Origin of the sequence: Klebsiella sp. HMSC25G12, assembly GCF_001807705.1 — a bacterium.
GTDB classification, from domain to species: domain Bacteria; phylum Pseudomonadota; class Gammaproteobacteria; order Enterobacterales; family Enterobacteriaceae; genus Klebsiella; species Klebsiella variicola.
The window spans coordinates 67,106-93,996 of the sequence record NZ_KV789801.1; the positions used below are offsets into that span (position 1 = coordinate 67,106).

Annotated in this window: 23 protein-coding genes; 8 read left to right on the forward strand and 15 right to left on the reverse strand. The window is 57.6% G+C overall.

The features are described from left to right. Positions 1 to 96 precede the first annotated feature (96 nt). Entirely contained in the window at positions 97 to 999 is a 903-nt protein-coding gene (fieF, locus tag HMPREF3096_RS02295; protein WP_070544268.1) for a CDF family cation-efflux transporter FieF, read from the forward strand. Positions 1,000 to 1,195: 196 nt separating this feature from the next. Beyond that, positions 1,196 to 2,158, forward strand: a complete 963-nt coding sequence (gene pfkA / locus HMPREF3096_RS02300; protein WP_002882911.1) for a 6-phosphofructokinase — start codon at positions 1,196 to 1,198, stop codon at positions 2,156 to 2,158. A gap of 61 nt (positions 2,159 to 2,219) precedes the next feature. On the opposite strand, the gene rraA is transcribed toward pfkA, so the two are convergent. From rraA to priA, 7 genes are all read right to left on the reverse strand, one after another. Continuing rightward, positions 2,220 to 2,705: a ribonuclease E activity regulator RraA gene (gene rraA / locus HMPREF3096_RS02305; protein WP_002882913.1), complete on the reverse strand. Its 486-nt coding sequence runs from the start codon at positions 2,703 to 2,705 to the stop codon at positions 2,220 to 2,222. 92 nt (positions 2,706 to 2,797) lie between these two features. Then, entirely contained in the window at positions 2,798 to 3,718 is a 921-nt protein-coding gene (gene menA, locus HMPREF3096_RS02310) for a 1,4-dihydroxy-2-naphthoate polyprenyltransferase (RefSeq protein ID WP_032731549.1), read from the reverse strand. Positions 3,719 to 3,787: 69 nt separating this feature from the next. After that, positions 3,788 to 5,122 (reverse strand): HslU--HslV peptidase ATPase subunit, encoded by a 1,335-nt coding sequence (gene hslU / locus HMPREF3096_RS02315; RefSeq protein WP_008807871.1) that lies wholly within the window; start codon positions 5,120 to 5,122, stop codon positions 3,788 to 3,790. 9 nt (positions 5,123 to 5,131) lie between these two features. Continuing rightward, positions 5,132 to 5,662: an ATP-dependent protease subunit HslV gene (gene hslV, locus HMPREF3096_RS02320; protein ID WP_002882918.1), complete on the reverse strand. Its 531-nt coding sequence runs from the start codon at positions 5,660 to 5,662 to the stop codon at positions 5,132 to 5,134. A gap of 91 nt (positions 5,663 to 5,753) precedes the next feature. Further along, positions 5,754 to 6,704: a cell division protein FtsN gene (ftsN, locus tag HMPREF3096_RS02325; protein ID WP_071983335.1), complete on the reverse strand. Its 951-nt coding sequence runs from the start codon at positions 6,702 to 6,704 to the stop codon at positions 5,754 to 5,756. Between the two features lie 93 nt (positions 6,705 to 6,797). Further along, positions 6,798 to 7,826: a DNA-binding transcriptional regulator CytR gene (gene cytR / locus HMPREF3096_RS02330; protein ID WP_004203676.1), complete on the reverse strand. Its 1,029-nt coding sequence runs from the start codon at positions 7,824 to 7,826 to the stop codon at positions 6,798 to 6,800. A 150-nt stretch (positions 7,827 to 7,976) separates the two neighbouring features. After that, on the reverse strand, positions 7,977 to 10,172 hold the full coding sequence (gene priA / locus HMPREF3096_RS02335; protein WP_008807869.1) for a primosomal protein N': 2,196 nt from the start codon (positions 10,170 to 10,172) through the stop codon (positions 7,977 to 7,979). Positions 10,173 to 10,424: 252 nt separating this feature from the next. Between priA and rpmE the strand changes: the two genes are divergently transcribed. Next, entirely contained in the window at positions 10,425 to 10,637 is a 213-nt protein-coding gene (gene rpmE, locus HMPREF3096_RS02340; protein WP_008807868.1) for a 50S ribosomal protein L31, read from the forward strand. Positions 10,638 to 10,739: 102 nt separating this feature from the next. On the opposite strand, the gene metJ is transcribed toward rpmE, so the two are convergent. Then, a complete protein-coding gene (gene metJ / locus HMPREF3096_RS02345) occupies positions 10,740 to 11,057 on the reverse strand; it encodes a met regulon transcriptional regulator MetJ (RefSeq protein ID WP_004107547.1) in 318 nt (105 codons plus the stop codon). Between the two features lie 267 nt (positions 11,058 to 11,324). Between metJ and metB the strand changes: the two genes are divergently transcribed. Beyond that, positions 11,325 to 12,485: a cystathionine gamma-synthase gene (gene metB / locus HMPREF3096_RS02350; protein ID WP_008807867.1), complete on the forward strand. Its 1,161-nt coding sequence runs from the start codon at positions 11,325 to 11,327 to the stop codon at positions 12,483 to 12,485. Positions 12,486 to 12,487: 2 nt separating this feature from the next. Next, a complete protein-coding gene (locus HMPREF3096_RS02355; protein ID WP_008807866.1) occupies positions 12,488 to 14,920 on the forward strand; it encodes a bifunctional aspartate kinase/homoserine dehydrogenase II in 2,433 nt (810 codons plus the stop codon). 38 nt (positions 14,921 to 14,958) lie between these two features. Here the strand turns inward: HMPREF3096_RS02355 and HMPREF3096_RS02360 are convergent, their stop codons facing one another. Beyond that, positions 14,959 to 15,330, reverse strand: a complete 372-nt coding sequence (locus HMPREF3096_RS02360; protein WP_008807865.1) for a carboxymuconolactone decarboxylase family protein — start codon at positions 15,328 to 15,330, stop codon at positions 14,959 to 14,961. A 91-nt stretch (positions 15,331 to 15,421) separates the two neighbouring features. On the opposite strand from HMPREF3096_RS02360, the gene HMPREF3096_RS02365 reads away from it, so the two are divergent. Then, positions 15,422 to 16,330, forward strand: coding sequence for a LysR family transcriptional regulator (locus tag HMPREF3096_RS02365; RefSeq protein WP_032731552.1), 909 nt, complete (start codon positions 15,422 to 15,424; stop codon positions 16,328 to 16,330). Positions 16,331 to 16,332: 2 nt separating this feature from the next. On the opposite strand, the gene HMPREF3096_RS02370 is transcribed toward HMPREF3096_RS02365, so the two are convergent. Together HMPREF3096_RS02370 and HMPREF3096_RS02375 are read right to left on the reverse strand one after the other, a co-directional pair. Next, positions 16,333 to 17,349 (reverse strand): substrate-binding domain-containing protein, encoded by a 1,017-nt coding sequence (locus HMPREF3096_RS02370; protein ID WP_032731553.1) that lies wholly within the window; start codon positions 17,347 to 17,349, stop codon positions 16,333 to 16,335. Between the two features lie 91 nt (positions 17,350 to 17,440). After that, a complete protein-coding gene (locus HMPREF3096_RS02375) occupies positions 17,441 to 18,940 on the reverse strand; it encodes a PTS transporter subunit EIIC (protein WP_032731554.1) in 1,500 nt (499 codons plus the stop codon). 356 nt (positions 18,941 to 19,296) lie between these two features. Between HMPREF3096_RS02375 and metF the strand changes: the two genes are divergently transcribed. Next, positions 19,297 to 20,184 (forward strand): methylenetetrahydrofolate reductase, encoded by an 888-nt coding sequence (gene metF, locus HMPREF3096_RS02380; RefSeq protein ID WP_002882952.1) that lies wholly within the window; start codon positions 19,297 to 19,299, stop codon positions 20,182 to 20,184. An 89-nt stretch (positions 20,185 to 20,273) separates the two neighbouring features. Here the strand turns inward: metF and gldA are convergent, their stop codons facing one another. The 3 genes from gldA to HMPREF3096_RS02395 form a co-directional block, all read right to left on the reverse strand. Next, positions 20,274 to 21,377 (reverse strand): bifunctional L-1,2-propanediol dehydrogenase/glycerol dehydrogenase, encoded by a 1,104-nt coding sequence (gene gldA, locus HMPREF3096_RS02385; RefSeq protein WP_016162055.1) that lies wholly within the window; start codon positions 21,375 to 21,377, stop codon positions 20,274 to 20,276. A gap of 54 nt (positions 21,378 to 21,431) precedes the next feature. Continuing rightward, the gene (gene fsa, locus HMPREF3096_RS02390; RefSeq protein WP_008807861.1) at positions 21,432 to 22,094 is read right to left on the reverse strand and encodes a fructose-6-phosphate aldolase; all 663 of its coding nucleotides are present in this window, start codon (positions 22,092 to 22,094) and stop codon (positions 21,432 to 21,434) included. A gap of 205 nt (positions 22,095 to 22,299) precedes the next feature. Beyond that, positions 22,300 to 23,286: an AraC family transcriptional regulator gene (locus HMPREF3096_RS02395; protein ID WP_162822792.1), complete on the reverse strand. Its 987-nt coding sequence runs from the start codon at positions 23,284 to 23,286 to the stop codon at positions 22,300 to 22,302. 24 nt (positions 23,287 to 23,310) lie between these two features. Here HMPREF3096_RS02395 and zinT point away from each other — a divergent pair, with 24 nt between their 5' ends. Then, complete coding sequence (zinT, locus tag HMPREF3096_RS02400) at positions 23,311 to 23,961, forward strand: metal-binding protein ZinT (RefSeq protein ID WP_032731556.1); 651 nt, start codon at positions 23,311 to 23,313, stop codon at positions 23,959 to 23,961. Between the two features lie 48 nt (positions 23,962 to 24,009). Here the strand turns inward: zinT and ppc are convergent, their stop codons facing one another. Continuing rightward, complete coding sequence (gene ppc, locus HMPREF3096_RS02405) at positions 24,010 to 26,661, reverse strand: phosphoenolpyruvate carboxylase (RefSeq protein WP_008807858.1); 2,652 nt, start codon at positions 26,659 to 26,661, stop codon at positions 24,010 to 24,012. Between the last annotated feature and the right edge of the window lie 230 nt (positions 26,662 to 26,891).

Genomic DNA, 26,891 nt, shown 5'->3' on the forward strand with positions numbered 1-26,891 from the left:
TTTTTGCCCTTTTTTCGGCAAATCAACTTCTTCGCGTATCCCGTGAGCGTCACAAGTTCAGGTTATACTAAGCGCAGTGCAGGAGAAGGAGCCTATATGAATCAATCTTATGGCCGGTTGGTCAGCCGCGCCGCTATCGCCGCGACGGCCATGGCCTCCGCGTTACTTTTGATCAAAATTTTTGCGTGGTGGTATACCGGTTCAGTCAGTATTCTGGCTGCGCTGGTGGATTCGCTGGTGGATATTGCCGCCTCGCTGACCAACCTGCTGGTGGTTCGCTATTCGCTGCAACCTGCTGATGAAGAGCATACCTTTGGCCACGGCAAAGCGGAATCGCTGGCGGCGCTGGCGCAAAGCATGTTTATCTCCGGCTCGGCGTTGTTTCTGTTTCTCACCGGCATCCAGCACCTGGTGCGTCCGGAGCCGCTGCAGGCCGCTGGCGTCGGGGTCGTCGTCACGTTGATCGCCCTGTTCAGCACGCTGGCGCTGGTGACCTTCCAGCGCTGGGTGGTGCGAAAAACCCAGAGCCAGGCGGTGCGGGCAGATATGCTTCATTATCAGTCTGATGTTATGATGAACGGCGCTATTCTGGTGGCGCTGGGCCTTTCCTGGTACGGCTGGCATCGCGCCGATGCGTTGTTTGCCTTAGGAATTGGCATCTATATTTTATATAGCGCGCTGCGGATGGGCTATGAGGCGGTTCAGTCACTACTCGACCGCGCCTTGCCTGACGAGGAGCGTCAGGACATTATCACCATCGTGACCGCATGGCCCGGCATCCGCGGGGCGCACGATCTACGAACGCGGCAGTCAGGGCCGACCCGCTTTATTCAGATTCATTTGGAAATGGAAGATAACCTCCCGCTGGTGCAAGCCCGCGTGATTGCAGACCAGGTGGAGCAGGCGATTCTGCGCCGTTTCCCGGGTTCCGATGTCATTATCCATCAGGATCCCAGTTCTGTGGTGCCAGCGGCGCAGCAGGGCTTTTTTGAGCGTTAGGTTATAGTCTGTAAACTCGATGTAAAAATGTGGGGCAGATCGGCATTTTTTGTATAAATTACCGCCGTTTGGTCTGACCTGAATCAATTCAGCTTGAGGCGTTTGATATACTATTGTCATTAGCGTCGTGCACTCCTGGTGAGGGAGCGCTTCAGGCAACAGAATTATTTTTTGCTTCCTAAGTTCAGAGGTAGTCATGATTAAGAAAATCGGTGTGTTGACAAGTGGCGGTGATGCGCCGGGCATGAACGCAGCAATTCGTGGCGTTGTGCGCGCGGCATTAACGGAAGGTCTGGAAGTTTTTGGAATCTATGACGGTTACCTCGGATTGTATGAAGACCGTATGGTTCAGCTCGACCGTTACAGCGTTTCCGACATGATCAACCGCGGCGGCACCTTCCTGGGCTCCGCTCGCTTCCCGGAATTCCGCGAAGAACACATTCGCGCTGTGGCTATCGAAAACATGAAGAAGCGCGGCCTGGACGCGCTGGTGGTTATCGGTGGTGACGGGTCCTATATGGGCGCAATGCGCCTGACCGAGATGGGCTTCCCGTGCATCGGCCTGCCTGGCACCATTGACAACGATATCAAAGGCACTGACTACACCATCGGCTTTTTCACCGCCCTGAGCACCGTGGTGGAAGCGATTGACCGCCTGCGCGACACCTCTTCTTCACACCAGCGTATCTCCGTGGTGGAAGTAATGGGCCGTTACTGCGGCGACCTGACCCTGGCGGCGGCGATTGCCGGCGGCTGTGAGTTCATCATGGTGCCGGAAGTGGAATACACCCGTGACGATCTGGTCGCTGAAATCAAAGCTGGTATCGCGAAAGGGAAAAAACACGCTATCGTGGCGATTACCGAGCACATGTGCGACGTTGACGAGCTGGCAAGCTACATCGAGAAAGAAACCGGCCGTGAAACTCGCGCTACCGTTCTTGGCCACATTCAACGCGGCGGTTCCCCGGTTCCTTACGACCGCATCCTGGCTTCCCGCATGGGCGCCTATGCAATTGAGCTGCTGCTGCAAGGCCATGGCGGCCGTTGCGTCGGCATCCAGAACGAGAAGCTGGTGCACCACGACATCATCGATGCCATCGAGAACATGAAGCGTCCGTTCAAGAACGACTGGCTGGATTGCGCGAAGAAACTGTACTAAGTTGCGCGTCGGATAAACAAAAGGCCTTCTCATGGAGAAGGCCTTTTTTATGGCGGAGGGTTTATTCGATATCCAGCGGGTCTTCCGACAGGATCATCCCGGTGTTATCGGCATACAGATGGTCGCCGGAGAAGAAGGTCACCCCGCCGAAATTGACGCGCACGTCGCTTTCGCCGATGCCTTCGCCAGCCGCGCCGACCGGAATAGCCGCCAGCGCCTGGATGCCGATGTCCAGTTCCTCAAGGTCGTCAACCTGGCGCACCGCGCCATAGACCACTAACCCTTCCCATTCATTCTGTACGGCCAGACGCGCCAGGTCGGCGTCAATTAACGCGCGTCGTACTGAGCCGCCGCCGTCGATCAGGAGAATATGACCACGGCCGTTCTGCTCGAGCAGATCATAGAGCAACCCGTTATCCTCGAAACATTTTACCGTAATGATTTGTCCACCAAACGACGACCGTCCTCCAAAGTTAGAGAACAGCGGTTCCACGACGTTGACATCTTCCTGGTAGATGTCACAAAGCTCGGAAGTATCGTATTTCATAGGCTTAACGTTCAGTTGCTGCGAGAGTTTTTAGTATATCCCGCGAATCCCATTGTTGGCAAAATCATCAATTGTTAATTGATATTTGTCAGTTAAGCCATTAGCTTACTGGCAATAATTCCGATAACAAACAGCAGGTTGGTCAGTAAGGCCCCTTTGACCGTCTTTTCGAGCATTGGCCGCATCGCCAGCGGATCGGATTCGCGCAGGACGTAGCGCGCCTGTTTGACCAGCAGCGGCGTGGCGAGAATAAACAGCCAGCCCCACACAGAATGCAGCGCCAGCAGATTAAACAGCGCCAGACACAGCAGGGAGCCGAACAGCAGGCAAGCATGATAGCGACGGGCATTGACCGGCCCCAGGCGCACGGCGAGGGTGTTCTTCCCGTTCTGCCGGTCGCTATCAATATCCCGCAGATTATTGATGTTCAGCACGGCAGTCGCCAGCAGACCGCAGGCCGTCGCCGGCAGAAAAATGGCCGCTTCCACATTATGGGCTTGCAGATACCAGCTGCCGAGGACGCTCAGCCAGCCGAAGAAAACGAGTACTGAGATATCACCCAGACCAATATATCCATAGGGGCGGGTGCCCACCGTGTAGGTGATGGCGGCCACGATAGACAGGCCTCCCAGGGCGAGGAAGCCGATGAAGTCGCCGACGCTCTGCCAGGCGGCGCACAGCAGCGCCAGACCAAACAGACAGATCAGCGCGACGGTGACGATGAGAGCGCGCTTCATCTGCTGGGGGGTAATCACCCCTTTCTGCATGCCGCGCAGCGGCCCGATGCGATCGGGTTTATCGCTCCCTTTGACTGCGTCGCCATAGTCATTCGCCAGGTTAGAAAGAATTTGCAGCAAGCCAGCGGTGATCAGCGCCAGCAGAGCAACCCAGGGATCAAAATGGCCCTGCTGCCAGGCAAGGGTGGAGCCAACAATAATCGCGGCAAACGCCAGCGGTAACGTTTTAGGACGCAGGCTTTCCAGCCATGCCCGAGAACGGCTGATATCAGTCATAGTTATTTTAGCCAATAAAAATGGGGGCTATAGCCCCCATCAACAGTGATGAAAATGCATTGCACCGGATTATAGGATAAAACGGCTCAGATCTTCATCTGCCACCAGAACATCCAGGTGTTTACTCACATATTCGGCATCGATAATGACGGTCTGGCCGTTCATCTCGCTGGCATCATAGGAAATATCTTCCACCAGACGCTCCAGCACGGTGTGCAGGCGACGCGCACCGATGTTCTCGGTGGTTTCGTTTACCTGCCACGCGGCCTGGGCGATACGCTTGATACCGTCTTCGGTGAATTCGATATTCACCCCTTCGGTCGCCATCAGCGCTTTGTACTGCACGGTGATGGAGGCATTCGGCTCGGTCAGGATGCGCTCGAAGTCATGGGTGGTCAGCGCTTTCAGCTCAACGCGGATCGGCAGACGCCCCTGCAGCTCAGGGATCAGATCGGACGGACTGGCCACCTGGAACGCGCCGGAGGCGATAAACAGAATGTGGTCGGTCTTAACCATCCCGTGCTTGGTGGAGACGGTGCAGCCTTCAACCAGCGGCAGCAGGTCGCGCTGTACGCCTTCGCGAGACACGTCCGGGCCGGAGGAGTTGCCGCCGCGCTTACAGATTTTGTCGATTTCGTCGATAAAGACGATACCGTGCTGTTCTACAGCGTCGATGGCTTCCTGCTTCAGCTCTTCCGGGTTGACCAGCTTGGCCGCTTCTTCTTCAATCAGCAGCTTCATCGCGTCTTTGATTTTCAGCTTACGCGGTTTCTGCTTCTGACCGCCGAGGTTCTGGAACATGGACTGCAGCTGGCTGGTCATCTCTTCCATGCCCGGAGGGGACATGATTTCAACGCCCATCGGCGCCGCAGCGAGATCGATTTCAATCTCTTTATCGTCCAGCTGGCCTTCACGCAGTTTCTTGCGGAACGCCTGGCGCGCAGCAGAGGGTTCCTGCGGCTGTTCAGCCTGGCCCCAGTTGTTTTTCGCCGGTGGGATCAGCACGTCAAGCACGCGCTCTTCCGCCAGCTCTTCCGCGCGGTAACGGTTTTTATCGATGGACTGCATGCGAACCATTTTGATCGCCGCATCGGTCAGATCGCGGATGATCGAGTCCACTTCTTTACCAACATAGCCCACTTCGGTGAACTTGGTCGCTTCAACTTTAATAAACGGCGCGTTGGCCAGTTTCGCCAGACGACGGGCAATCTCGGTTTTACCGACGCCGGTTGGGCCGATCATCAGAATGTTTTTCGGCGTGACTTCATGACGCAGCTCTTCGTTAAGCTGCATCCGGCGCCAGCGGTTACGCAGGGCGATAGCAACAGAACGCTTGGCGGCGTCCTGGCCGATAATGTGTTTGTCCAGTTCGCTGACAATTTCGCGTGGGGTCATTTCAGACATGGGAGATCCTTACGCTTTAGAAGGTAATTCTTCGATGGTGTGGAAATGGTTGGTATAGATGCAGATATCACCTGCAATATCCAACGCTTTCTCGGCGATGTCGCGCGCGCCCATATCGGTGTTTTCCAACAGCGCGCGGGCCGCGGCCTGGGCGTAAGGACCGCCGGAGCCGATAGCAATTAAATCGTTTTCTGGCTGTACCACGTCGCCGTTACCGGTGATGATAAGCGACGCGTTTTCGTCCGCGACGGCCAGCAGCGCTTCCAGCTTGCGCAACATCCGATCGGTTCGCCAGTCTTTGGCCAGCTCAACGGCGGCCTTCACCAGATGGCCCTGGTGCATTTCCAGTTTACGTTCAAACAGTTCGAACAGCGTGAAGGCGTCAGCGGTGCCGCCAGCAAAACCGGCAATCACTTTGTCGTTATACAGACGACGCACTTTCTTCACGTTGCCCTTCATCACGGTGTTGCCCAGCGTGGCCTGGCCATCACCGGCAATAACAACATGGCCGTTACGGCGAACACTTACAATTGTAGTCACGAGCAGACCCCTTGGTTGCAAAAGCGGAACAGGGGCCCCGCGCTGTCCGCGGGGCCGAATGCAATTATAGATGGGGGGGATTTTGAGGGTTTCAACCCCTGGCGGCGAGACGAATGCAGTTCGCGTGTCCGGCCATCTTCAGACGGGTGATCATCTCGTTGGCGCTTTCTTTGCCTTTCAGCGGACCAATGACTACGCGGTTCCAGCCGTTATTAGTGGTGATGTGCGAAGCGAACCCTTCGAAAGCCAGCTGAGCGCGGACGGTTTCGGCCTGCTCGGCGCCTTTAAAGGAGCCACACTGGATCATCCAGCTACGATCGTCTTTCTTCTCGGCGGCTTTCGGCGCTTCCTCCACGCGGGTTACCGGCGCGGCGGCCTGCGTACGTGGCTGCGTGGTATTGGTATGCGCCGGCGTCTGCAGCAGATCCTGGTACGGCTGCTGGTTCGACGCGGTCTGCTTCGGCTGTTGCTGTTGCACCGGCTTCGGCTGCTGGACGCGCGGCGGCTGCTGCACGGCCTGCGGCTGAGTTTGCGCCCACTGCTGCTGTTGCTGCTGTGCTAAACGCTGACGCTGCAACGTCTGCTGGCGCTGTGCCGGGGTTTGTTCGTTCCACGGCACTTCGGTCAGCTGGGTCGGCTGCTGGCGCATATCGGCCTGCATCTGGGCGAGCAGCTGGCGCTGCTCGTCGGTCAGCTGTTCCGGTTTCATCACCTCGCCACCGGCGGTCGGTTCGGTCGGCGCGCGGACGCCAGGCTGGCGGCTTTCCAGCTCTTTGATATAGCGCCAGCGCTCTTCCGGTTTTGGCGGCAAGCCGTTACCGGCGGCCTGGCGATTTTGCATCGCTTCCGCTTCTTCTTTCTTATGGTGCGTAATGAAATAAAGTCCACCGATAAAGGCCACCAGCACCGCCGCCGCGATCGCCACCATAGCCGGTGAAATCGCCGGAAGGCTGCTTTGCTTATTCCTTGAGCTTCGGGTAGTGCTCTTTTTGCGCCGCGAAGAAGCCGGTTGGCTGCGGCGTACATAATCTCGTTGTGCCACTATCGTTTCGCTGTCTTATATTTGTTCGTCAGCCCGCCATGTTACTTAAGCGGCGGGCCTTTGACCAGAAGAGCAGGCCCGAAAGCCTGATGGTTATCGTCTGATTTTTTGCGTACTGCCGCGAACGATCAGTTCGCAATCGAGCAGACGCGAGCCGCTGTTCACATTATGACCCTGCATTTGCTCAAGTAATAGCAGCATTCCTTCACGGCCGATATCAAAACGCGGCTGTGAAACGGTAGTCAACGGCGGATCGCAAAATTCAGACAACGCGATGTTATCGAAGCCGACAATCGACAGGTCGTCCGGCACCTTCAGGCCGCGGCGTTTCGCCAGCGACAAGGCGCCCAGCGCCATCACATCACTATGGCAGAAGACCGCGGTGGGCGGCACCGGCTGTGACAGCAGCTGCTCCAGCGCATTGGCGCCGGCTTCGAAGGTAAAATTGCCGCGAGCGATATAGTGCGGATCGACGGTGATACCGCTGCGGCGCAGCGCCTGCACATAACCCTGCAGGCGATAATGGCACAGCGGCATATCTTCCGGGCCGGCGATACAGCCAATACGCTGGTGTCCCAGCTCATGAAGATAGTTCACCGCGTTAAAGGCCGCCGTCAGGTTATCGATGTGGACGGTGGGTAACTCCAGCTCCGGCGCGAATTCGTTCGACATGACCATCGGCGGCAAATTGCGCTGCTCTTCCACGCTGGCGTCGAACGGCAGGCGCGAGCTGAGCAGCACCATGCCGTCGATCTGCTTGGTGATAATAAGGTCAATAAAGGTTTTTTCTTTCTGGTTCTGGTGGGCGCAATCGCCGATTAACACCAGATAACCGTGCTCGGCGGCCGTGACTTCAATTCCGCGGATGACTTCACTAAAAAAGGGATCGCAGATATCCGGCACGATCACGAGGATCGTCCGCGATTCGTTGCGCTTCATATTTCGCCCGAGCGACTGCGGTAAATAGCCGACTTCCAGCGCCGCCTGCTCGACCCGGTTACGGGTGGCTTGCGACACCTTATCAGGGTTCATCAACGCTCGGGACACGGTTGCCGTGGAAACGTTTGCCTTGAGGGCGACGTCTTTCATGGTGGCGGCAACCACTTGTTTTTTGGGCTTCACCTGGTTTCTCCTCGCTGAATGGCGCTGACATTTCCCTTGCGCGCTAACTGCTGCATCATTTTTATCAGATAGTCGCGGCAGTGAGTTACAGAATTTTCATGAAAAACGTGATGCTTGTTGAATTTTTCGATCCGGCTCGCAAGAGAAGCCTTACCCTTCAATAGGATCGACATCCAGCACCCATTTCACTTTTCTCGCCTCCGGTAGCGTATTGATTAACGCCAGCGTACCGCTAACGATGTGCTGCAGGCGCACCCGCGAAGGGTGCTGCAGTAATATTTGCCAGCGCCAGCGGCCGCCGCGCTTCGGCGCCAGCGCCGGAACCGGACCGAGCACCCACAGTTTATCGTCGGCCAGCGGGCTGGCCTGCAAGAGATTACGTAACTGCTGTAAAAAAAGCGGCGCCTGCTGGTTGTTATGGTCTTCAGCACGTATCAACACGTGACTGGTCCACGGCGGTAGCTGCATCGTCTGGCGTTCGGCCAGCGCCTGCTCGGCAAAGGCGTCGTAGCCTTTATACAGCAGGGTCTGCAGCAGAGGATGCTCCGGATGGTGGGTTTGCAGGATCACTTCGCCCTGTTTTCCTGCCCGGCCCGCTCGTCCGGAGACCTGGGTATAGAGCTGAGCGAAACGCTCTGCGGAGCGGAAATCAGCGGAAAATAGCGCCCCGTCGACGTCCAGCAGGGAGACGAGGGTCACGTCCGGAAAGTGGTGGCCTTTGGCCAGCATTTGGGTGCCGATCAAAATGCGCGCGCCGCCGCGGTGGACTGCGGCGAGATGTTCCTCAAGCGCCCCTTTACGGCTGGTGGTATCGCGGTCGATACGCGAGATGGGCACACCAGGGAACAGCGGCGTTAGGGACTGCTCCAGTTGCTCGGTGCCGATACCCACCGGCACCAGATGTGTGGAACCGCAGGAAGGGCACTGGCGCGGGATAGGGCGCTGACTGTCGCAGTGGTGGCAGCGCAGATGGTGCTGCGCCTGGTGCAACGTATAGTAGCTGTCGCAGCGCGGGCACTCCGCGATCCAGCCGCAGTCGTGGCACAGCAGCGCCGGCGCAAAGCCGCGGCGGTTAAGAAACAGGATCACCTGGTTATCCGCCTGCAGATGCTGGCGCATGCGGTTGATCAGCGCGGGTGACAGACCCGCCTGCAGCACCTGTCCTTTCAGGTCGAGCACGTGCTGCTGGGCTGGACGCGCGTTGCCCGCGCGTTTGCTTAAGGTTAACTGCCGATATTTGCCCTGGCGGACGTTGTGCAGGGTCTCCAGCGCCGGCGTCGCCGAGCCGAGAATAATCGGGATCTGTTCGCTGTGAGCGCGCCATACCGCCAGGTCGCGGGCGTGGTAGCGCCAGCCTTCCTGCTGTTTGTAGGAGCTGTCATGCTCTTCGTCGATGACGATGACGCCGAGATCTTTAAACGGCGTAAACAGCGAGGAGCGAGTGCCTATCACAATGGCCGCTTCGCCGTTTTTCGCCTTCAGCCAGGCCGAGAGACGTTCGCTGTCATTGAGTCCGGAGTGCAGCACTTCCACCGGCGCATTAAAGCGCTGGCGAAAACGGGCGATAGTTTGCGGCGTCAGGCCGATCTCCGGCACCATCACCAGCGCCTGGCGCCCCTGCGCCAGTACATTCTCCAGCACGCTCAAGTAGACTTCCGTTTTCCCTGAGCCTGTGATGCCTGCCAGTAGCCAGGCGGAGAAGCGATCGGCAGCGCTGTGGATCGCTCCGACGGCGGTGGCCTGTTCGGTATTCAGACGCAGGCGCTCGCCGGCAACCGAATACGTGCTGCGCCAGTCGGTGAGGACGGGCGCTTCACAGGCCAGCTCCGCCAGCCCTTTGCCACGCAGCGCCTGCAGCGCCGCTTCATTAAATTCCAGTTCGCTAACCTGATGACGCCAGATCTTTCCCTGGCGCAGCGCCGCCAGCGCCTGCTGCTGCTTTGGGGAGCGTTTCAGACCGTTGAGGTCGACAGCCTGCCCCTGCTCGGTGGCGAACCAGTACCACAGCGGCGTCGCGCTGGCGGGTTTGCCCTGGCGCAGCAGAATGGGCAGCGCATGGAACAGCACATCGCCAATCGGATGATGGTAATACTCAGCCGCCCACATCAGCAGTCGCCAGACGGTGCCAGAGAAGACCGGCTCGTCGTCCAGCGCTTCGGCGACCGGTTTGAGTTCATCCAGCGGCAGCTCGCTGCGCTCGCTCACCGCCGCGACAATGCCGATCCGCTCCTGTTTGCCGAACGGCACCCGCACCCGACAGCCCGCTTTGACCGTCATGCCATCAGGCAGCAGATAGTCAAAGGTGCGCGGTAGCGGAACGGGTAGGGCAACGTGGGCGACGGGCATGTCATCTTCCTGACTTGAAATCTGGCGGGATAGTATACACATTACGATAAGGCGGCGCGGATCAGTTTGCATATGCTGGTCAAATTCTGTATGATTCGCCGCCTTCAATGCACTTTATACCGCATTGGAGATTGACCATTACCGTACGCTTCGCGCTGTCAGCAGCGTGGAAGACGACGGGAAATTATTAATATCGCGTGGTGTCTGGCGTTAGGGCTGGAAGAGCGACGCGGCCTTAACTGAGGTTCTCCCATGAAAAAAGGTATTCACCCAAAATACGAAGAAATTACTGCTACCTGTTCTTGCGGTAATGTCATGAAAATCCGTTCCACCGTTGGTCACGACCTGAACCTCGACGTGTGCGGTAAATGCCACCCGTTCTTCACCGGCAAACAGCGTGATGTTGCTACCGGTGGCCGTGTTGACCGCTTCAACAAGCGCTTCAGCATCCCGGGCAGCAAGTAAGTTGCCAGAAGAAGCCGCCTCAGGGCGGCTTTTTTGTGCCTCTCGCCAGCCTGGGCGGGACACAAAAAAGGGCGGAAAATTGCTTCCGCCCTTTTTATCAACTCAGTATTCCCACGTATCCGGGTCGATCCCCAGTTCACGCATAATCTCTTTCGCCGCTTCCGGGATCTCATCGCTGCGCTCTTTACGCAGGTCTTCATCGTTAGGCAACGGTTGTCCGGTAAAGGCATGCAGGAACGCTTCGCACAGCAGCTCGCTGTTGGTCGCGTGACGCAGGTTGTTCACCTGACGACGCGTGCGTTCATCGGTGAGGATTTTTAACACCTTCAGAGGAATGGAAACCGTAATTTTCTTTACTTGCTCACTCTTCTTACCGTGCTCAGCGTATGGGCTGATATATTCGCCGCTCCATTCAGCCATGAGATACCTTAATCCTCTGTTTATTAGTGAAGGGCCAGAATATTCCGCCCGGGCTATAATTGCGCGTAGTTTACCGTATGAGCGCGCTTTCTAACATGAGATAAGCCGCTACCGACGTGCGCTAATGCATATAATTTTAACGGCTATTTGCACTTTGCTCAATCTATACGCAAAGAAGTTTAGATGTCCAGATGTATTGACGTCTATTGTGACAATGTTTACTCTGGAGCCTGACTTTTCACCGATTCAGCCCAGGAACTTCCCAACATGACGCGTAAACAGGCCACCATCGCAGTGCGTAGCGGTTTAAATGACGACGAGCAGTACGGTTGCGTTGTCCCGCCGATCCACCTTTCCAGTACCTATAACTTCACCGGCTTTAATGAACCTCGCGCCCACGACTACTCCCGCCGCGGCAACCCGACGCGTGATGTGGTGCAGCGCGCCTTAGCGGAGCTGGAAGGTGGCGCCGGCGCGGTGCTGACCAATACCGGTATGTCGGCGATCCTGCTGGTGACGACGGTGTTCCTTAAGCCGGGCGATCTGCTGGTGGCGCCGCACGACTGCTACGGCGGCAGCTACCGTCTGTTCGACAGCCTGGCGAAGCGCGGCTGTTATCGCGTCCAGTTCGTCGATCAAAATGATGAGCAGGCGCTGCGGGCGGCGTTGGCGGAAAAACCGAAGCTGGTGCTGGTCGAAAGCCCAAGTAATCCATTGCTGCGGGTGGTGGATATTGCGAAAATCTGTGGTCTGGCGCGTGAGGCAGGCGCGGTGAGCGTGGTGGACAACACCTTCCTGAGCCCGGCGCTGCAAAACCCGCTGGCGCTGGGTGCCGATCTGGTGTTGCATTCCTGTACTAAATACCTGAATGGCCACTCCGATGTGGTGGCCGGGGTGGTGATTGCCAACGATCCGGCGACTGTCACCGAACTGGCATGGTGGGCGAATAATATTGGCGTCACCGGCGGCGCCTTCGACAGCTATTTGTTGCTGCGCGGTCTGCGGACGCTGTCTCCGCGTATGGAAGTGGCGCAGCGTAATGCCCTGGCGATTGTTGAGTATCTGAAAACCCAGCCGCTGGTGAAAAAGCTGTATCATCCGTCGCTGCCGGAAAACCAGGGGCATGAAATTGCGGCGCGTCAGCAAAAAGGTTTTGGCGCAATGTTAAGCTTCGAGCTGGACGGTGACGAGCAGACGCTGCGCCGTTTCCTGAGCGGGCTGTCGCTGTTTACACTGGCGGAATCGCTGGGGGGCGTTGAAAGCCTGATTTCCCATGCGGCAACGATGACGCATGCCGGCATGGCGCCTGAAGCGCGTGCCGCCGCCGGAATTTCAGAAACGCTTCTGCGTATTTCAACCGGTATTGAAGATGGTGAAGATTTAATTGCCGACCTGGAAAATGGCTTCCGGGCAGCAAACGAGGAATAAAAATGAGTGTGATTGCGCAGGCAGGGGCGAAGGGTCGTCAGCTGCACAAATTTGGTGGGAGTAGTTTAGCGGATGCGAAATGTTACCTGCGCGTCGCGGGGATCATGAAGGAATATTCGCAGGCGGGCGACATGATGGTTGTCTCCGCCGCTGGCAGCACCACCAACCAGCTGATCAGCTGGCTTAAACTTAGCCAGAGCGATCGCCTTGCTGCGCATCAGGTTCAGCAGTCGCTTCGCCGTTATCAGACCGAGCTGATTGGCGGTCTGGTGGAGCCGGCGGCGGCGGATACGTTGATCGCCGCCTTCATCCATGACCTTGAGCGTCTGGCAGGGCTGCTTGATGGCGGGGTTACCGAAGCGGTTTATGCGGAAGTAGTCGGCCATGGTGAAGTCTGGTCCGCACGCCTGATGGCGGCGGTCCTTAACCAACTGGGTATGGAAGCGGCCTGGCTGGATGCTCGCGCTTTCCTGCGTGCGGAACGCGCCGCGCAGCCGCAGGTGGATGAAGGATTATCTTATCCACTGCTGCAACAGCTGATGGCGCAACATCCGAATAAGCGTCTGGTGGTGACCGGCTTTATCTCCCGCAACCAGGCCGGGGAAACCGTCCTGCTGGGCCGTAACGGGTCTGACTACTCCGCCACGCAGATCGGCGCGCTGGCGGGCGCCTCTCGCGTCACCATCTGGAGTGATGTCGCCGGGGTGTACAGCGCGGATCCGCGTAAGGTCAAAGATGCCTGTCTGCTGCCGCTGCTGCGTCTGGATGAAGCCAGCGAGCTGGCGCGTCTGGCCGCTCCAGTGCTCCACGCCCGCACGCTGCAGCCGGTGTCCGCCAGCGATATCGATCTGCAGTTACGTTGCAGCTATACGCCGGAACAGGGTTCTACGCGCATTGAGCGCGTGCTGGCCTCCGGTACCGGCGCGCGGATTGTCACCAGCCATGATGACGTCTGTCTGGTGGAGTTCCAGGTGCCGGCCAGCCATGATTTCAAACTGGCGCATAAAGAGCTGGATGCCCTGCTCAAACGCGCCCAGCTGCGCCCGTTAGCCGTTGGCGTCCATGCCGACCGTAAGCTGCTGCAGTTCTGCTATACCTCCGAGGTCGCCGACAGCGCGCTGAAGCTGCTCGATGAAGCGGGTCTGCCGGGCGAGCTGCGTCTGCGTCAGAAGCTGGCGCTGGTGGCGATGGTGGGCGCGGGTGTCACCCGTAACCCACTGCACTGCCATCGTTTCTGGCAGCAACTGAAAGGGCAACCGGTGGAGTTCACCTGGCAGTCCGAAGAGGGGATCAGTCTGGTAGCCGTGTTGCGCGCCGGACCAACGGAAAGCCTGATCCAGGGTCTGCATCAGACCTTGTTTCGTGCAGAGAAGCGTATTGGCCTGATGCTGTTCGGCAAAGGGAACATTGGCTCCCGCTGGCTGGAGCTGTTTGCCCGTGAACAAACTACGCTGTCGGCGCGCACTGGCTTCGAGTTTGTTCTCGCCGGCGTAGTCGACAGTAAACGCAGCCTGCTGAACTACGACGGGCTGGATGCCAGCCGGGCGCTGGCCTTCTTCAACGATGAAGCGGTGGAGCAGGATGAAGAGTCGCTGTTCCTGTGGATGCGCGCGCATCCGTACGATGATTTAGTGGTACTGGACGTCACCGCCAGCGAACAGCTGGCCGACCAGTACCTTGATTTCGCCAGCCATGGCTTCCACGTGATCAGCGCCAACAAGCTGGCGGGCGCCAGCAGCAGTGATAAATATCGCCAGATCCACGACGCGTTTGAGAAGACGGGTCGCCACTGGCTGTATAACGCTACCGTTGGCGCGGGTTTGCCGGTGAACCATACGGTGCGCGATCTGATCGACAGCGGCGACACCATCCTCGGCCTGAGCGGTATCTTCTCGGGAACGCTCTCCTGGTTGTTCCTGCAGTTTGATGGCACCGTGCCGTTCACCGACCTGGTGGACCAGGCCTGGCAGCAGGGGCTGACCGAGCCGGATCCGCGCGTCGATCTGTCCGGTAAGGATGTGATGCGTAAGCTGGTGATCCTCGCGCGGGAAGCGGGTTATGACATCGAACCGGATCAGGTCCGTGTGGAATCACTGGTCCCTGCACACTGCGAAGAGGGGTCGGTCGATCACTTCTTTGAAAATGGCGAAGAGCTGAACGAGCAAATGCTGCAGCGTCTGGAAGCGGCCCGCGAGATGGGGCTGGTGCTCCGCTACGTGGCGCGCTTTGATGCTAACGGCAAAGCACGCGTCGGCGTGGAAGCGGTACGCGAAGAGCACCCGCTGGCGGCGCTGCTGCCGTGCGATAACGTGTTCGCCATCGAAAGCCGCTGGTATCGCGATAACCCGCTGGTGATCCGCGGGCCCGGCGCCGGGCGCGATGTGACCGCCGGGGCGATCCAGTCGGATATTAACCGTCTGGCGCAGCTGCTGTAGTTCCGAGAAAAAGACCAGGCGCTGCCTGGTCTTTTTTGTTAGTGCGCCGCAAAAACCGCTTTAGCGGCAAACAGGCCGTTGAGCGCCGCCGGGAATCCGGCGTAGACCGCCATCTGCATGATCACTTCCGTAATCTCCTCTTGCGTCAGACCGACATTTAATCCCGCGGCAATATGTACTTTCAGCTGCGGCGCGGCGTTACCCAGCGCGGTGAGCGCGGCAATAGTGGCGATTTCCCGGCTGCGTAAGTCGAGCCCTGGCCTGGCGTAAATATCGCCGAAGGGGAACTCAATCAGATAGCGGGCGAAATCGGGGGCGATATCCTGCAGGCTGTCGACGACGGCTTCCCCGCCGTGGCCATCCACCCGCTGCAGCATTTCCTGACCGGTGATATAACGTTCGCTGGACATCATTTTTTCCTCTCTGTGATGAAGCGTTGAGAGGAAGGGTAGGGAAGTGTGCCGGACTTGAGTAATACCCTTTTCGTGATACCTTTTCAGTATGACAACTTCGCGATTACATTCCCTGGATATTCGCCTGCTGCGCGCCTTTGCCGTGGTGGCGGAGGAAAATAACATCAGCCGGGCGGCGCAGCGGTTATTTATCTCGCAGCCGCCGCTGACCCGCCATATCCGCCATCTGGAAGCGCAGCTGGGGGTGACGCTGTTTCAGCGCCACAGCAAAGGCTTGATCCTGACCGACGCGGGAAGAGAGGTGCTGGAGATGATTCGACCTCTGCTGGTGCTCCAGGAACGCACGCTGGCGGCATTGAGCCAGCTCTCCGCTCACTCGCCGCAGCCCTTGCGTCTGGGATTGACCACCGCCTTTGAACAGGGCATTTTCGCCGCCGTTGAATCTGCGCTGAGCGATCATACCCGCGCGTTGCATATTACCCGCCACGCCTCACCGGCACTGGCTCAGCAGGTACGCAAAGGCAAACTCGATGCGGCGCTGGTCGCGCTGCCGCTGAATACTGAAGGGCTGCACCTGCATCCTTTGCCGTATCAGGAGCCGCTCATCGCGGCATTGCCTGTCTCCTGGCCGGAAGCCGCCAGACCAGCGTTAACGCTACGCGCGCTCAATCATCGGCCGCTGTTCTGGTTTAAACGCGAGCGCAATCCCGATTTCTTTGACTACACGCGACGTATTTTCGACCGGGCTGGTTATACCCCCGCTTACGTGGAAGAGCCTGCCGAACATGATGTACTGCTGGCGCGAATTGCGCGTGGCGAAGGCATGATCCTGCTGCCGGCGTCCTTTTCCGCGATCCAGCGTCAGGGGGTGGTGTTCTGTCCTGTCGCTGAAGGCGACAGCATGCCGTTAAGCCTTGGCGTGGTCTATGCGCCTCACCAGGCAGAATCCGTGCAGCAATGGCTTCCTCTGCTGGATGACCATCTGACGACGCGCTAGCCTCAGGCTGACTCTCGAGCCACCAGCTGTCCGGAAAGGGTAATGCGCTGGGTCGGCAGGGCAGGTTCTTTGATCTTGCGGATAATGAGCGAGGCAACCTGACGTCCTGTCTCTTCGCTGGCGGAAGAGACGTAAGTGAAGGATGGCGAGGTTAAATTCACGTGCATCATGTCTTCGAAACCCACCAGCGCCACCTGCTGAGTGAGAAAGACATCTTTTCCCACCGTGCGTCCAACCTGATGAATGCCGCTGAGGCAGCCAATCATTGCATCAGGCGAGTGGCACAGCAGGGCGGTAATGGCATTATTTTTTTCCAGCAGCTGGCGGGTGGCGATACTGGCGGCCTGGGTGTTGTCGCTGCAGGCGGGGGCAAATTCTTCCCGCACCGTCATGCCGTTCTTCTCCAGTGTGCTGAATAAGCCAAGCAGCCGCTGCTGACGGATCAGGTCGTTATCCTGTCCGCCGATGTAGGCAATGTAGCGATGGCCGCGCTCAATCAGATAACGGGTGGCGATGCTGGCGGCCTGGCGGTTATCGCGGACCACCTGATCATGGTGGCCGGTGAGCAGCGTTTGCGAGACCGCGACCAGCGGCAGCGGACATGCCTGTAAGGCCTCGGGCAACGCATTGCTGGTGGTGTCGGCATCAAGATATATCACGCCGGCGACGCCCTGCTGTTTAAACGACAGCAGGCAGCGGGCCAGATAGTCATGATCGTCGCGCGGCTGGCCGAGAATGACCATATAGCCCTGCTTTTCGAGCTCCTGGACGATATTCGCCATCACCTTGATGGAAAAGCTGTCGTTGAAGTCGCGCAGGATCAGGCCGATCAGGTTGGTGGTGTTGGCGCGGAGATTAGCGGCGGCAACGTTATGCACATAGCCAAGTTCCTGGATGGCCGCGTTGACTTTTTCGATGGTCGCGTCGGAGATCTTCCCTTTCTGACGTAATACCAGCGAGACCGTCGAAACGGAGACGCCGGCCAGTTTCGCCACATCTATAATGCTGACTTTCTTCAAAATCGCTCCATGACAACGCGTGTATAACCGTCAGATCGCAGACATAGGCTTACCCACGGCAAGCCTATTTCCACACCATAACACCTTCTTGTTATTTGCCAATCATCCCCGACATGGTTTGTGCGATAAATTGCGCTCTGGCGCCAAAAATAATCTGGATGCCGTTATCGCCGACGAAGACCACCCCGCGCGCGCCGATGCCGTTGAGGCCATCTTTATCAACCGCATCGCGCTCAGCCACTTCCAGGCGCAGGCGGGTGATGCAGGCCCCGACGGAATCGATATTTTGTGAACCGCCGAGAAGATTGACGATCTCGGTCGCCAGCTCCGCATCGGTTTTATCGTCGGCAGTGACCGTGATATCGGTGCGGCCCGGCGTTTTCACATCGAAACGGCGGATAACGAAGCGGAAGGTGAAATAATAAATCAGCCCCATCGGCACGCCAACAATCACCGCGTTGAGGAAGTGGGTTTGATAGCCGTTGAGCGACGGCAGAATACCGAAGGAGATATAGTCGATAAGCCCTGCGGAGAAAGATTTAGCGATATGCGCATGCAGGAGATACATCGTCATGTACGAGAGCCCCGCCATGATGGCGTTGAAGACGTACAGGATCGGCGCCACGAAGATAAAGGTAAATTCTACGGGCTCGGTAATGCCGGTCAGGAAACAGGTCAGCGCGGCGGAGAACAGAATACCGGCCGCGATTTTTTTATTCTTAGTATGCGCTTCGTGATACATCGCCAGACAGGCGGCCGGCAGCGCGAACAGCATCAGCGGGAATTCCCCCTGCATAAATTTACCGGCGTTTTGGTAGCTGTCGGAGCTAAAGGATTTCACCCCTTCTTCCAGCATCTTAAACCAGATGGTCTGGTCGCCGTGGATCACCTGGCCTGCCTGGGTGGTGGAATCGCCGAAAGAGTACCAGAAGGACGGATACCAGATGTGGTGCAGCCCCAGCGGGATCAGCGCCCGTTCAACGAGGCCGAAAATAAAGGTCGATGCGGCCTGGTTGTCGCCATTCACCACCATCGACAGTGAGTCGATACCGGCCTGGATATGTTGCCAGACATAAGGCAACAGCAGGCCGAGAATAAACGAGAGAAACGCCGTGGCGATCGCCACGAAGCGCTTACCGGAGAAGAAACCGAGGAATTCAGGCAACTGCATCGCATGGAAGCGGTTATAGCACCACGACGCGAGAATACCGCAGATAAGCCCGCCGAAAACCCCCATCTGCAGCGTCGGGATGCCAACGACCATGGCGTATTTTCCGCCCTGAGAGGCCATCTCCGGGGTAATGCCGAGCACAGTGCTGATGGTGATGTTGGTGATAAAGACGGAAACGGCTGCCGACAGCGCAGCGATGCCCGATTCTGATGCCAGCCCCACAGCGGAACCAATCGCGAACAGCATTGGCAGGTTATCAAAAATGATGCCGCCGGCGTTCATCATTAGCGGCATATGGAATTTATCCCCGAAGGCCAACAGTAAGCCGGCGGCCGGGAGAAGCGAAATCGGCAGCATCAAGGCGCGGCCGATCATCGACAGTTTTGATAATGATTTTATGAACCCTGACCACAGACTCATGGTGATATCCCCGAATAGATTTTATAAGCATTATTGCGTAAGTAGAACGTTCTAGTAGAACGTTCTACTTAATGTGAACCAAGCTATAAGCGGCTGCAATCACAATCGCTCTGGCAATCATGGGGAGATGTTGGTTTTTTGAACTGCTTCAAATTTCATCGGGTCGAATTCTTCCTGCACGGCATCAGTTCTGGTCGGAAGATGAATTTTTTTCATTTTAGAGGCCTATTCCTCACTCTTTACGCAGATTTTTCTATTGACGCCCGCGCGCTTTTCCGTCATTTTTACATCTGGACGTCTAAACGTATAGAAGTTCGCAATATAACAGCCATTACATGCGATTGATGAGGTAAGGTATGAGCTTTTTTCACGCCAATCAGCGGGAAGCCCTGAATCAGAGCCTGGCGGAAGTCCAGGGCCAGATTAATGTGTCTTTTGAATTCTTTCCGCCGCGCACCAGTGAAATGGAGCAAACCCTGTGGAAATCCATCGATCGCCTGAGCAGTCTGAAACCGAAGTTTGTTTCGGTAACCTATGGCGCGAACTCTGGCGAGCGCGATCGCACGCACAGCATCATCAAAGGCATTAAAGAGCGAACCGGTCTGGAAGCAGCGCCGCACCTGACCTGTATCGATGCCTCTCGTGATGAGCTGCGTACTATCGCTCAGGATTACTGGAACAACGGTATTCGCCATATCGTCGCCCTGCGCGGCGACCTGCCGCCGGGCAGCGGTAAACCGGATATGTATGCCGCCGATCTGGTGACGCTGCTGAAAGAGGTGGGCGATTTCGATATCTCTGTCGCCGCGTATCCGGAAGTGCATCCGGAAGCGAAAAGCGCACAGGCGGATTTGCTGAACCTGAAGCGTAAAGTCGAGGCGGGCGCCAACCGCGCGATCACCCAGTTCTTCTTCGATGTGGAAAGCTACCTGCGTTTTCGCGATCGCTGCGTCTCGGCGGGCATCGACGTGGAAATCATTCCGGGTATCCTGCCGGTCTCCAACTTTAAACAGGCGAAAAAGTTTGCGGATATGACCAACGTCCGTATCCCGGTGTGGATGTCGAAAATGTTCGAAGGGCTGGATAACGACGCCGAAACCCGTCAGTTGGTGGGGGCGAATATCGCCATGGACATGGTGAAGATTTTAAGCCGGGAAGGGGTAAAAGACTTCCACTTCTATACCCTGAACCGCGCCGAGATGAGCTACGCCATCTGCCATACGCTGGGCGTGCGTCCGGCCTGAGTGCTTGCCGTTTCCGCGGTCAGTAGGCGGCGCGTTCGACAGATAGACATAAAAAAACACCCGGCTGATGCCGGGTGTTTTGCTCTGGGTTATTCCCATTCCTGCAGGAAGCGCTGACCGTATTGGTCGGCCACCAACAGCGCGGCGTAGACCTGGTCTGAGTCGACGCCGCCCGGCATATTGTGAATGGTTTCGCCTTCAGCGCAGGCGGCTTCCGCCACCAGGCGCATTTTGGTCGGGATATCACCTTTGATGTCCAGCTGCGCCAGGGTGATCGGCAGCCCAACGCTGTGGCACAGCGCGGCGACGGTCTCTATTTCGTCCACCGGCGCATTTTCCAGCACCAGCTGCGTCAGGGTACCGAACGCCACTTTTTCCCCGTGATAATAGTGGTGGGCGTCAGGGATGGCCGTCATGCCGTTGTGAATCGCGTGCGCCGCCGCCAGGCCGCCGCTTTCAAAGCCGACGCCGCTCAGGTAGGTGTTGGCTTCCACCACTCGCTCCAGCGCCGGGGTGACCACGTGCTGTTCGGCGGCCAGCATCGCTTTTTCACCCTCTTCAAGTAAGGTGTTGTAGCACAGCTCGGCCAGCGCCAGCGCCGCCTGAGTGCATTTCCCACCCGCCATGGTGGTGGCGCCGCTACGGGAGCAGGCGCGGGCTTCGAACCAGGTGGCCAGCGCATCGCCAATCCCGGCGGCCAGCAGGCGAGCTGGCGCACCGGCAACAATCTGCGTATCGACAATGACCATGTTGGGGTTGTGCGGCAGCATCAGGTAGCTGTCGAACTCCCCTTCGTCGGTGTAAATCACCGACAGCGCGCTACACGGCGCATCGGTGGAGGCGATGGTGGGGGCGATCGCCACCGGCACATTCATAAAGTGAGCCAATGCTTTTGCGGTATCCAGCGTTTTACCACCGCCGATCCCCAGCACGGCGGTGCACTTCGCGCTGCCGGCGATATCGCGCAGGCGATTGATTTCATTATGCGAACACTCACCGCCAAACGGCGCAATTTCGGCCGCCAGGCCAGCGTCGGCCAGGCTTTTACGCAGCATCTCTTCCGCAAACCCCAGTACGAACTTATCGCCGACTACCAGCCAGCGTTCGGCCAGCGGCTTCAGATAGTCGCCGAGGCGCTTGATGGCGCCTGCGCCCTGAATGTATTTGCCTGGTGATTGAATAATGCGATCCATTTCGATTCCTCCTCGATGACCGTGCTGCCGCCCGCAGGCGACTCGCAGGTCCGGTTACAGGTTCAGCGTGCCAAAGGCGTTATTCCAGTCCTGTTCAAACTTCTCTATGGCTGACTCTACCGCAGGGGTGCCGAGCATTTGTTGCGCTACATCTAATGGAAGGGTGATGGCTTCGCAACCGGCCAGCAGGCAATCCAGCGCCTGACGGGGCGTTTTGAAGCTCGCCGCCAGCACTTTGCTCTCGGGCGCATGCATTTCCAGCAGAGATTGCAGCTCCTGCACCATGCGGATACCGTCCCCGCCCTGGGCGTCAACGCGGTTAACGTAAGGCGCGACGTACTTTGCGCCGGCCAGTGCGGCCAGCAGGCCTTGCGAAGCGCTGTAGACGGCGGTGCCAAGGGTCGGGATGCCTTCCTTCTTCAGCATTTTGATAGCGGCGAGGCCTTCGGCGGTCACCGGGATTTTAACCACGATGCCCGGCACGGCGTTGCTCAGGCGTTTAGCTTCTTCCACCATGCCCTGCGCATCGCGGCTCATGGTCTGCGCGAAGAGGGTGCCCTCCGGACCGATGGCTTTCTGCAGGCGTGGGAGCACGTCCCATACCGGGGTTTTACCGGCGGCGATAATGCTCGGGTTGGTGGTTACCCCGGCCAGCGGGTAGATGCGGGCCAGGCGTTCCACTTCGGCGACGTTGGCGGTATCCAGATAGAGTTCCATCGTGTTTTCCTCAATGCTTAATTCGATATTGTCATTGAGGTAAGCATACGGCTTTCGTTCGAAGGACCGCCAGATGACAAATTTGCCAAAAACTGGATAAATGTACGCATCACGATTAAGGATGATTTAGATCACATTTATCGGCGATGGTGGGGTTGTGCAGCAATAAAAGCGCGCACAAAAGTCAGGTTTAACACACAAAAATCTAGTTTTTGGCCGGAGAAGATATTTCCGTTAACTGGCTATGATACTGACGGCGGTATTCAGACGGCGAGCGCTCGGTGGTTTTGCGAAACAGGCGGCAGAAATAATTGCTGTCGGCGAAGCCGCAGGCGTGGGCGATATCTTTCACTTTCATATCGTGGCCCTTCAGCAGCATACGGGCCTGTTCAAGACGAATATGGTTCAGATATTCATTGAAGCCCATTGGCCCGCATTTCTGGAACAGATGAGAAAGATAGTTGGGGGAGAGATAGAACGCCTGGGCCACCGATTCCCGGCTCAGCGGCTCCGCGTAATGGACGTCCATGTACTGGCGGATCGCCTCAAACAGCGCCTGGCTGCGCGAGGAGGTTTGCGCCTGGCTGCCGAGAAGGTCATGGCAGTGGCTGAGCAGGCTGACGACAATGCTGCGGGCGGTTCGCTGCTCCTGCGGCTGCATCCGGAGCTCATTGAGCGCCTGCAGCAGAAATGAACCGACGCGCGGCCCGCGGCGCAGCGCCTGCCGCTTTTCGACAACGGTTATCGCCTTGCCATTCCAGTGCTGCAGCGAGCACTCCAGTCGCTGCTTATCGAACAAGATACTTAACAGCAGGCAGGGCGCCTGCCACTGCGGGCAGTTCCAGCTATCGCCAGGGATATAGAGCACGTCGTTCGCCTCAAGAGGGCTGGCGTTTTCGCCGAGTGCCCGGTCAGGCAACTGCCCATCGATGATGATGTTCAGACGGGGAAAATCAACCTGCACTACCGGCTCAGCAGGCGAGCGCATCTCGCCGGCAAAATAGACCCGGCCGATACCATTCTGCTTTTTTAGGAATGAATCAATAAGTTGATTGATATCGTTGTCCATCATTCTTCCGTTCAGCGCATCACCTCTTTCATCATACCGGACATTTTTCCAGCGGTAAAAGCGCTTGCCAGTCACGCTTGCTTCCCAGATAAGATATGTTATATCGTAACAATTTGTCGCCATTGATAGCAAACTCAGGAGAGAGTAATGACCAGAAAGATCCCCCTGCTGGCCTTTGGATTCGGCATGGTGCTAGCCAGCGCCCAGGTGTTTGCCCACGGCAATCATAACCATGGCCCGGCGTTAACCGACGTCGAGCGTCAGGCCAGCGAAGGCATTTTTGCCGATAAAGATGTGCAGGATCGCGCGCTGAGCGATTGGGAGGGCGTCTGGCAGTCGGTAAACCCGTATCTGCTCAACGGCGACCTTGACCCGGTGCTGGAGCAGAAGGCGAAAAAGCCCGGCGGCAAGAGCGTCGAGGAGTATCGCGCCTATTATAAGAAGGGCTACGCCACCGATGTGGAGCAGATTGGCATTGAAAATGATGTGATTGAGTTCCACGTTGGCGATGTCGTCAACAGCTGCAAATACCGCTATTCAGGCTACAAAATTCTGCATTACGCCTCCGGCAAGAAAGGCGTACGTTACCTGTTTGAGTGCCAGCAGGGCAATGCCAACGCGCCGAAATTTGTGCAGTTCAGCGACCATATCATTGGCCCGCGTAAATCGCAGCATTTCCATATTTTCATGGGTAATGAATCACAGGAGGCGTTGCTGAAAGAGATGGATAACTGGCCGACCTATTATCCATATGCGCTGCATAAAGAGCAGATCGTTGATGAGATGCTGCACCACTAGAACAGGTGAAAATCCCCCGACCGGGCGGCCGGGGGAGAGAGACTTCGATTAGCCGGTGTTACGCATACCGGCGGCAACGCCGGCGATGGTGACCATCAGCGCTTGTTCAACGCGCGGATCCGGGTCCTTGCCTGCTTCTTCGGCCTGGCGTGAACGGTGCAGCAGTTCCGCCTGCAGGACGTTCAGCGGGTCGGTATAGATATTACGCAGCTGGATAGACTCGGCGATCCACGGCAGGTCGGCCATCAGATGGGAGTCGTTGGCGATGGCCAACACGACGTTGATGTCGGCAGCCAGCAGCTTACGCAGCTCGGTACCCAGCGCCCACAGCTCCGGCTTCACCAGGCGCTGATCGTAGTACTCTGCCAGCCACAGGTCAGCCTTCGAGTAAACCATCTCCAGCATGCCGAGGCGGGTAGAGAAGAACGGCCAGTCGCGACACATCGCTTCCAGTTCACTCTGTTTTCCACCTTCGACCACCTTCTGCAGCGCGGCGCCAGCGCCCAGCCAGGCCGGTAGCATCAGGCGGTTCTGGGTCCAGGCGAAGATCCACGGAATGGCGCGCAGCGACTCGACGCCGCCGGTCGGGCGACGTTTTGCCGGACGCGAACCCAGCGGCAGTTTGCCCAGCTCCTGCTCCGGAGTCGCAGAGCGGAAGTAAGGCACGAAATCTTTGTTTTCACGTACGTAGCCGCGATACATCTTGCAGGAGACGTCGGACAGCTCAGCCATGATGTCGCGCCATTCGGCTTTCGGTTCCGGCGGCGGCAGCAGGTTGGCTTCCAGAATGGCGCTGGTATACAGCGACAGACTGCTGATGGTCACTTCCGGCAGGCCGTACTTAAAGCGGATCATCTCGCCCTGCTCGGTGACGCGCAGGCCGCCTTTCAGGCTTCCCGGCGGCTGCGAGAGCAGCGCCGCGTGGGCTGGCGCGCCGCCGCGGCCGATGGAACCGCCGCGTCCGTGGAACAGCGTCAGTTCGATACCGGCTTTCTCACAGGTTTTGATCAGCGCGTCCTGCGCCTGGTACTGCGCCCAGGAGGCGGCCATCACGCCAGCATCTTTGGCGGAGTCAGAATAGCCAATCATGACCATCTGCTTGCCCTGGATAAAGCCGCGGTACCAGTCGATATTCAGCAGCTGAGTCATGACATCGTTGGCGTTGTTCAGGTCGTCCAGCGTTTCGAACAGCGGGGCCACCGGCAGAGCAAAACCAATCCCGGCCTCTTTCAGCAGCAGATGAACCGCCAGCACGTCGGACGGCGTTTTGGCCATCGAGATCACGTAGGCGGCGATCGATCCGCGCGGCGCCTCGGCGATCACTTTGCAGGTATCGAGGACTTCGCGCGTCTCTTCGCTTGGCTCCCACTGACGCGGCAGCAACGGACGTTTGGAGTTCAGTTCGCGGATCAGGAAAGCCTGTTTGTCGGCTTCTGACCAGCTTTCGTAATCGCCGATCCCGAGGTAACGGGTCATTTCGCCCAGCGCTTCGGTATGGCGAGTGCTTTCCTGACGGATATCAATACGCACCAGTGGTACGCCGAAAGACTTCACGCGGCGCAGGGTGTCGAGCAGTTCGCCGTTGGCGATAATGCCCATGCCGCAGGCCTGCAGCGATTTATAGCAGGCGTACAGCGGTTCCCACAGCTGCTCGTTCTGAGTGATCAGTCCCGCCGGTTTCGGCAGCTTCTGACCTTTCAGGCGCGCTTCCAGCCAGGCCTGGGTCTCCATCAGCTGAGTGCGCAGTTTCTTCATCAGATAACGGTACGGTTCCTGAGCACCCTCGGCGCCAGCCAGCGCGCGAAGTTCGTCGGTACACTCCACCATCGACAGCTCGGAGATCAGCACCTGCACGTCTTTGAGGAACAGATCGGTGGCTTTCCAGCGGCTGAGCAGCAGCACGTGGCGAGTGATGTCGGCGGTCACGTTCGGGTTGCCGTCGCGGTCGCCGCCCATCCACGAGGTGAAACGCACCGGGACGAAGTCCACCGGTAGCTGATAGCCAAGGTTGGCTTCCAGCTGTTCGTTCAGCTCGCGCAGATAGTTAGGCACCCCTTCCCACAGGCTGTTTTCCACCACCGCGAAGCCCCATTTGGCTTCGTCGACCGGAGACGGGCGGTATTTACGGATCTCGTCAGTATGCCAGGACTGGGCGATCAGCTGGCGCAGACGGCGCATCAGCTGATGGTGCTCGTAGTCGGCGATGTCTTTATTGTCCAGTTGCTTGAGGCAGCTGTTCACTTCCACCATTTTATGGATCAGCGTCCGGCGGGTGATCTCGGTCGGGTGGGCGGTTAATACCAGCTCCAGAGACAGAGATTCCACCGCTTTTTTGATGGTGTCTTCGTTGAGATTGGGTTGGTCTTTGAGCTTTCTCAGGGTACGCGCAATGACTTCCGGATTGCTGGCCGCTTCGCCATTCGGCGAAATGCTGTGGTACTGCTCAGCGGTGTTCGCCAGATTCAGAAACTGGCTGAAGGCACGGGCAACCGGCAGCAGTTCGTCGTTAGACAAATTCTGCAGCGTGGTCAGCAACTCCTGGCGGTTAGCTTCGTTGCCGGCGCGTGAAGATTTGGACAACTTACGGATAGTTTCGACACGATCAAGAATATTTTCTCCCAATGCATCCTTGATGGTATCGCCCAGCACCTTGCCGAGCATACTGACATTACTACGCAATGCGGAATATTGTTCGTTCATGTTACCCCAGACACCCCATCTCATTTTATTTTGTTATATCCGCTGCGCTGGAACGTGAGCAACGGATAAGCAACCCGTCTTTTATAAAGCCACGTAAATAACCCCACGTCAATTACTGCGAAATCGCTTCAGCAAACGAGTAAATCGCCGTAATTTGCGAAATTTAATTCAGGGGTCGCTGGATAAGCATCGCTTATGGAAATGTGACGATCGTCACCGTTCCGCCCCGG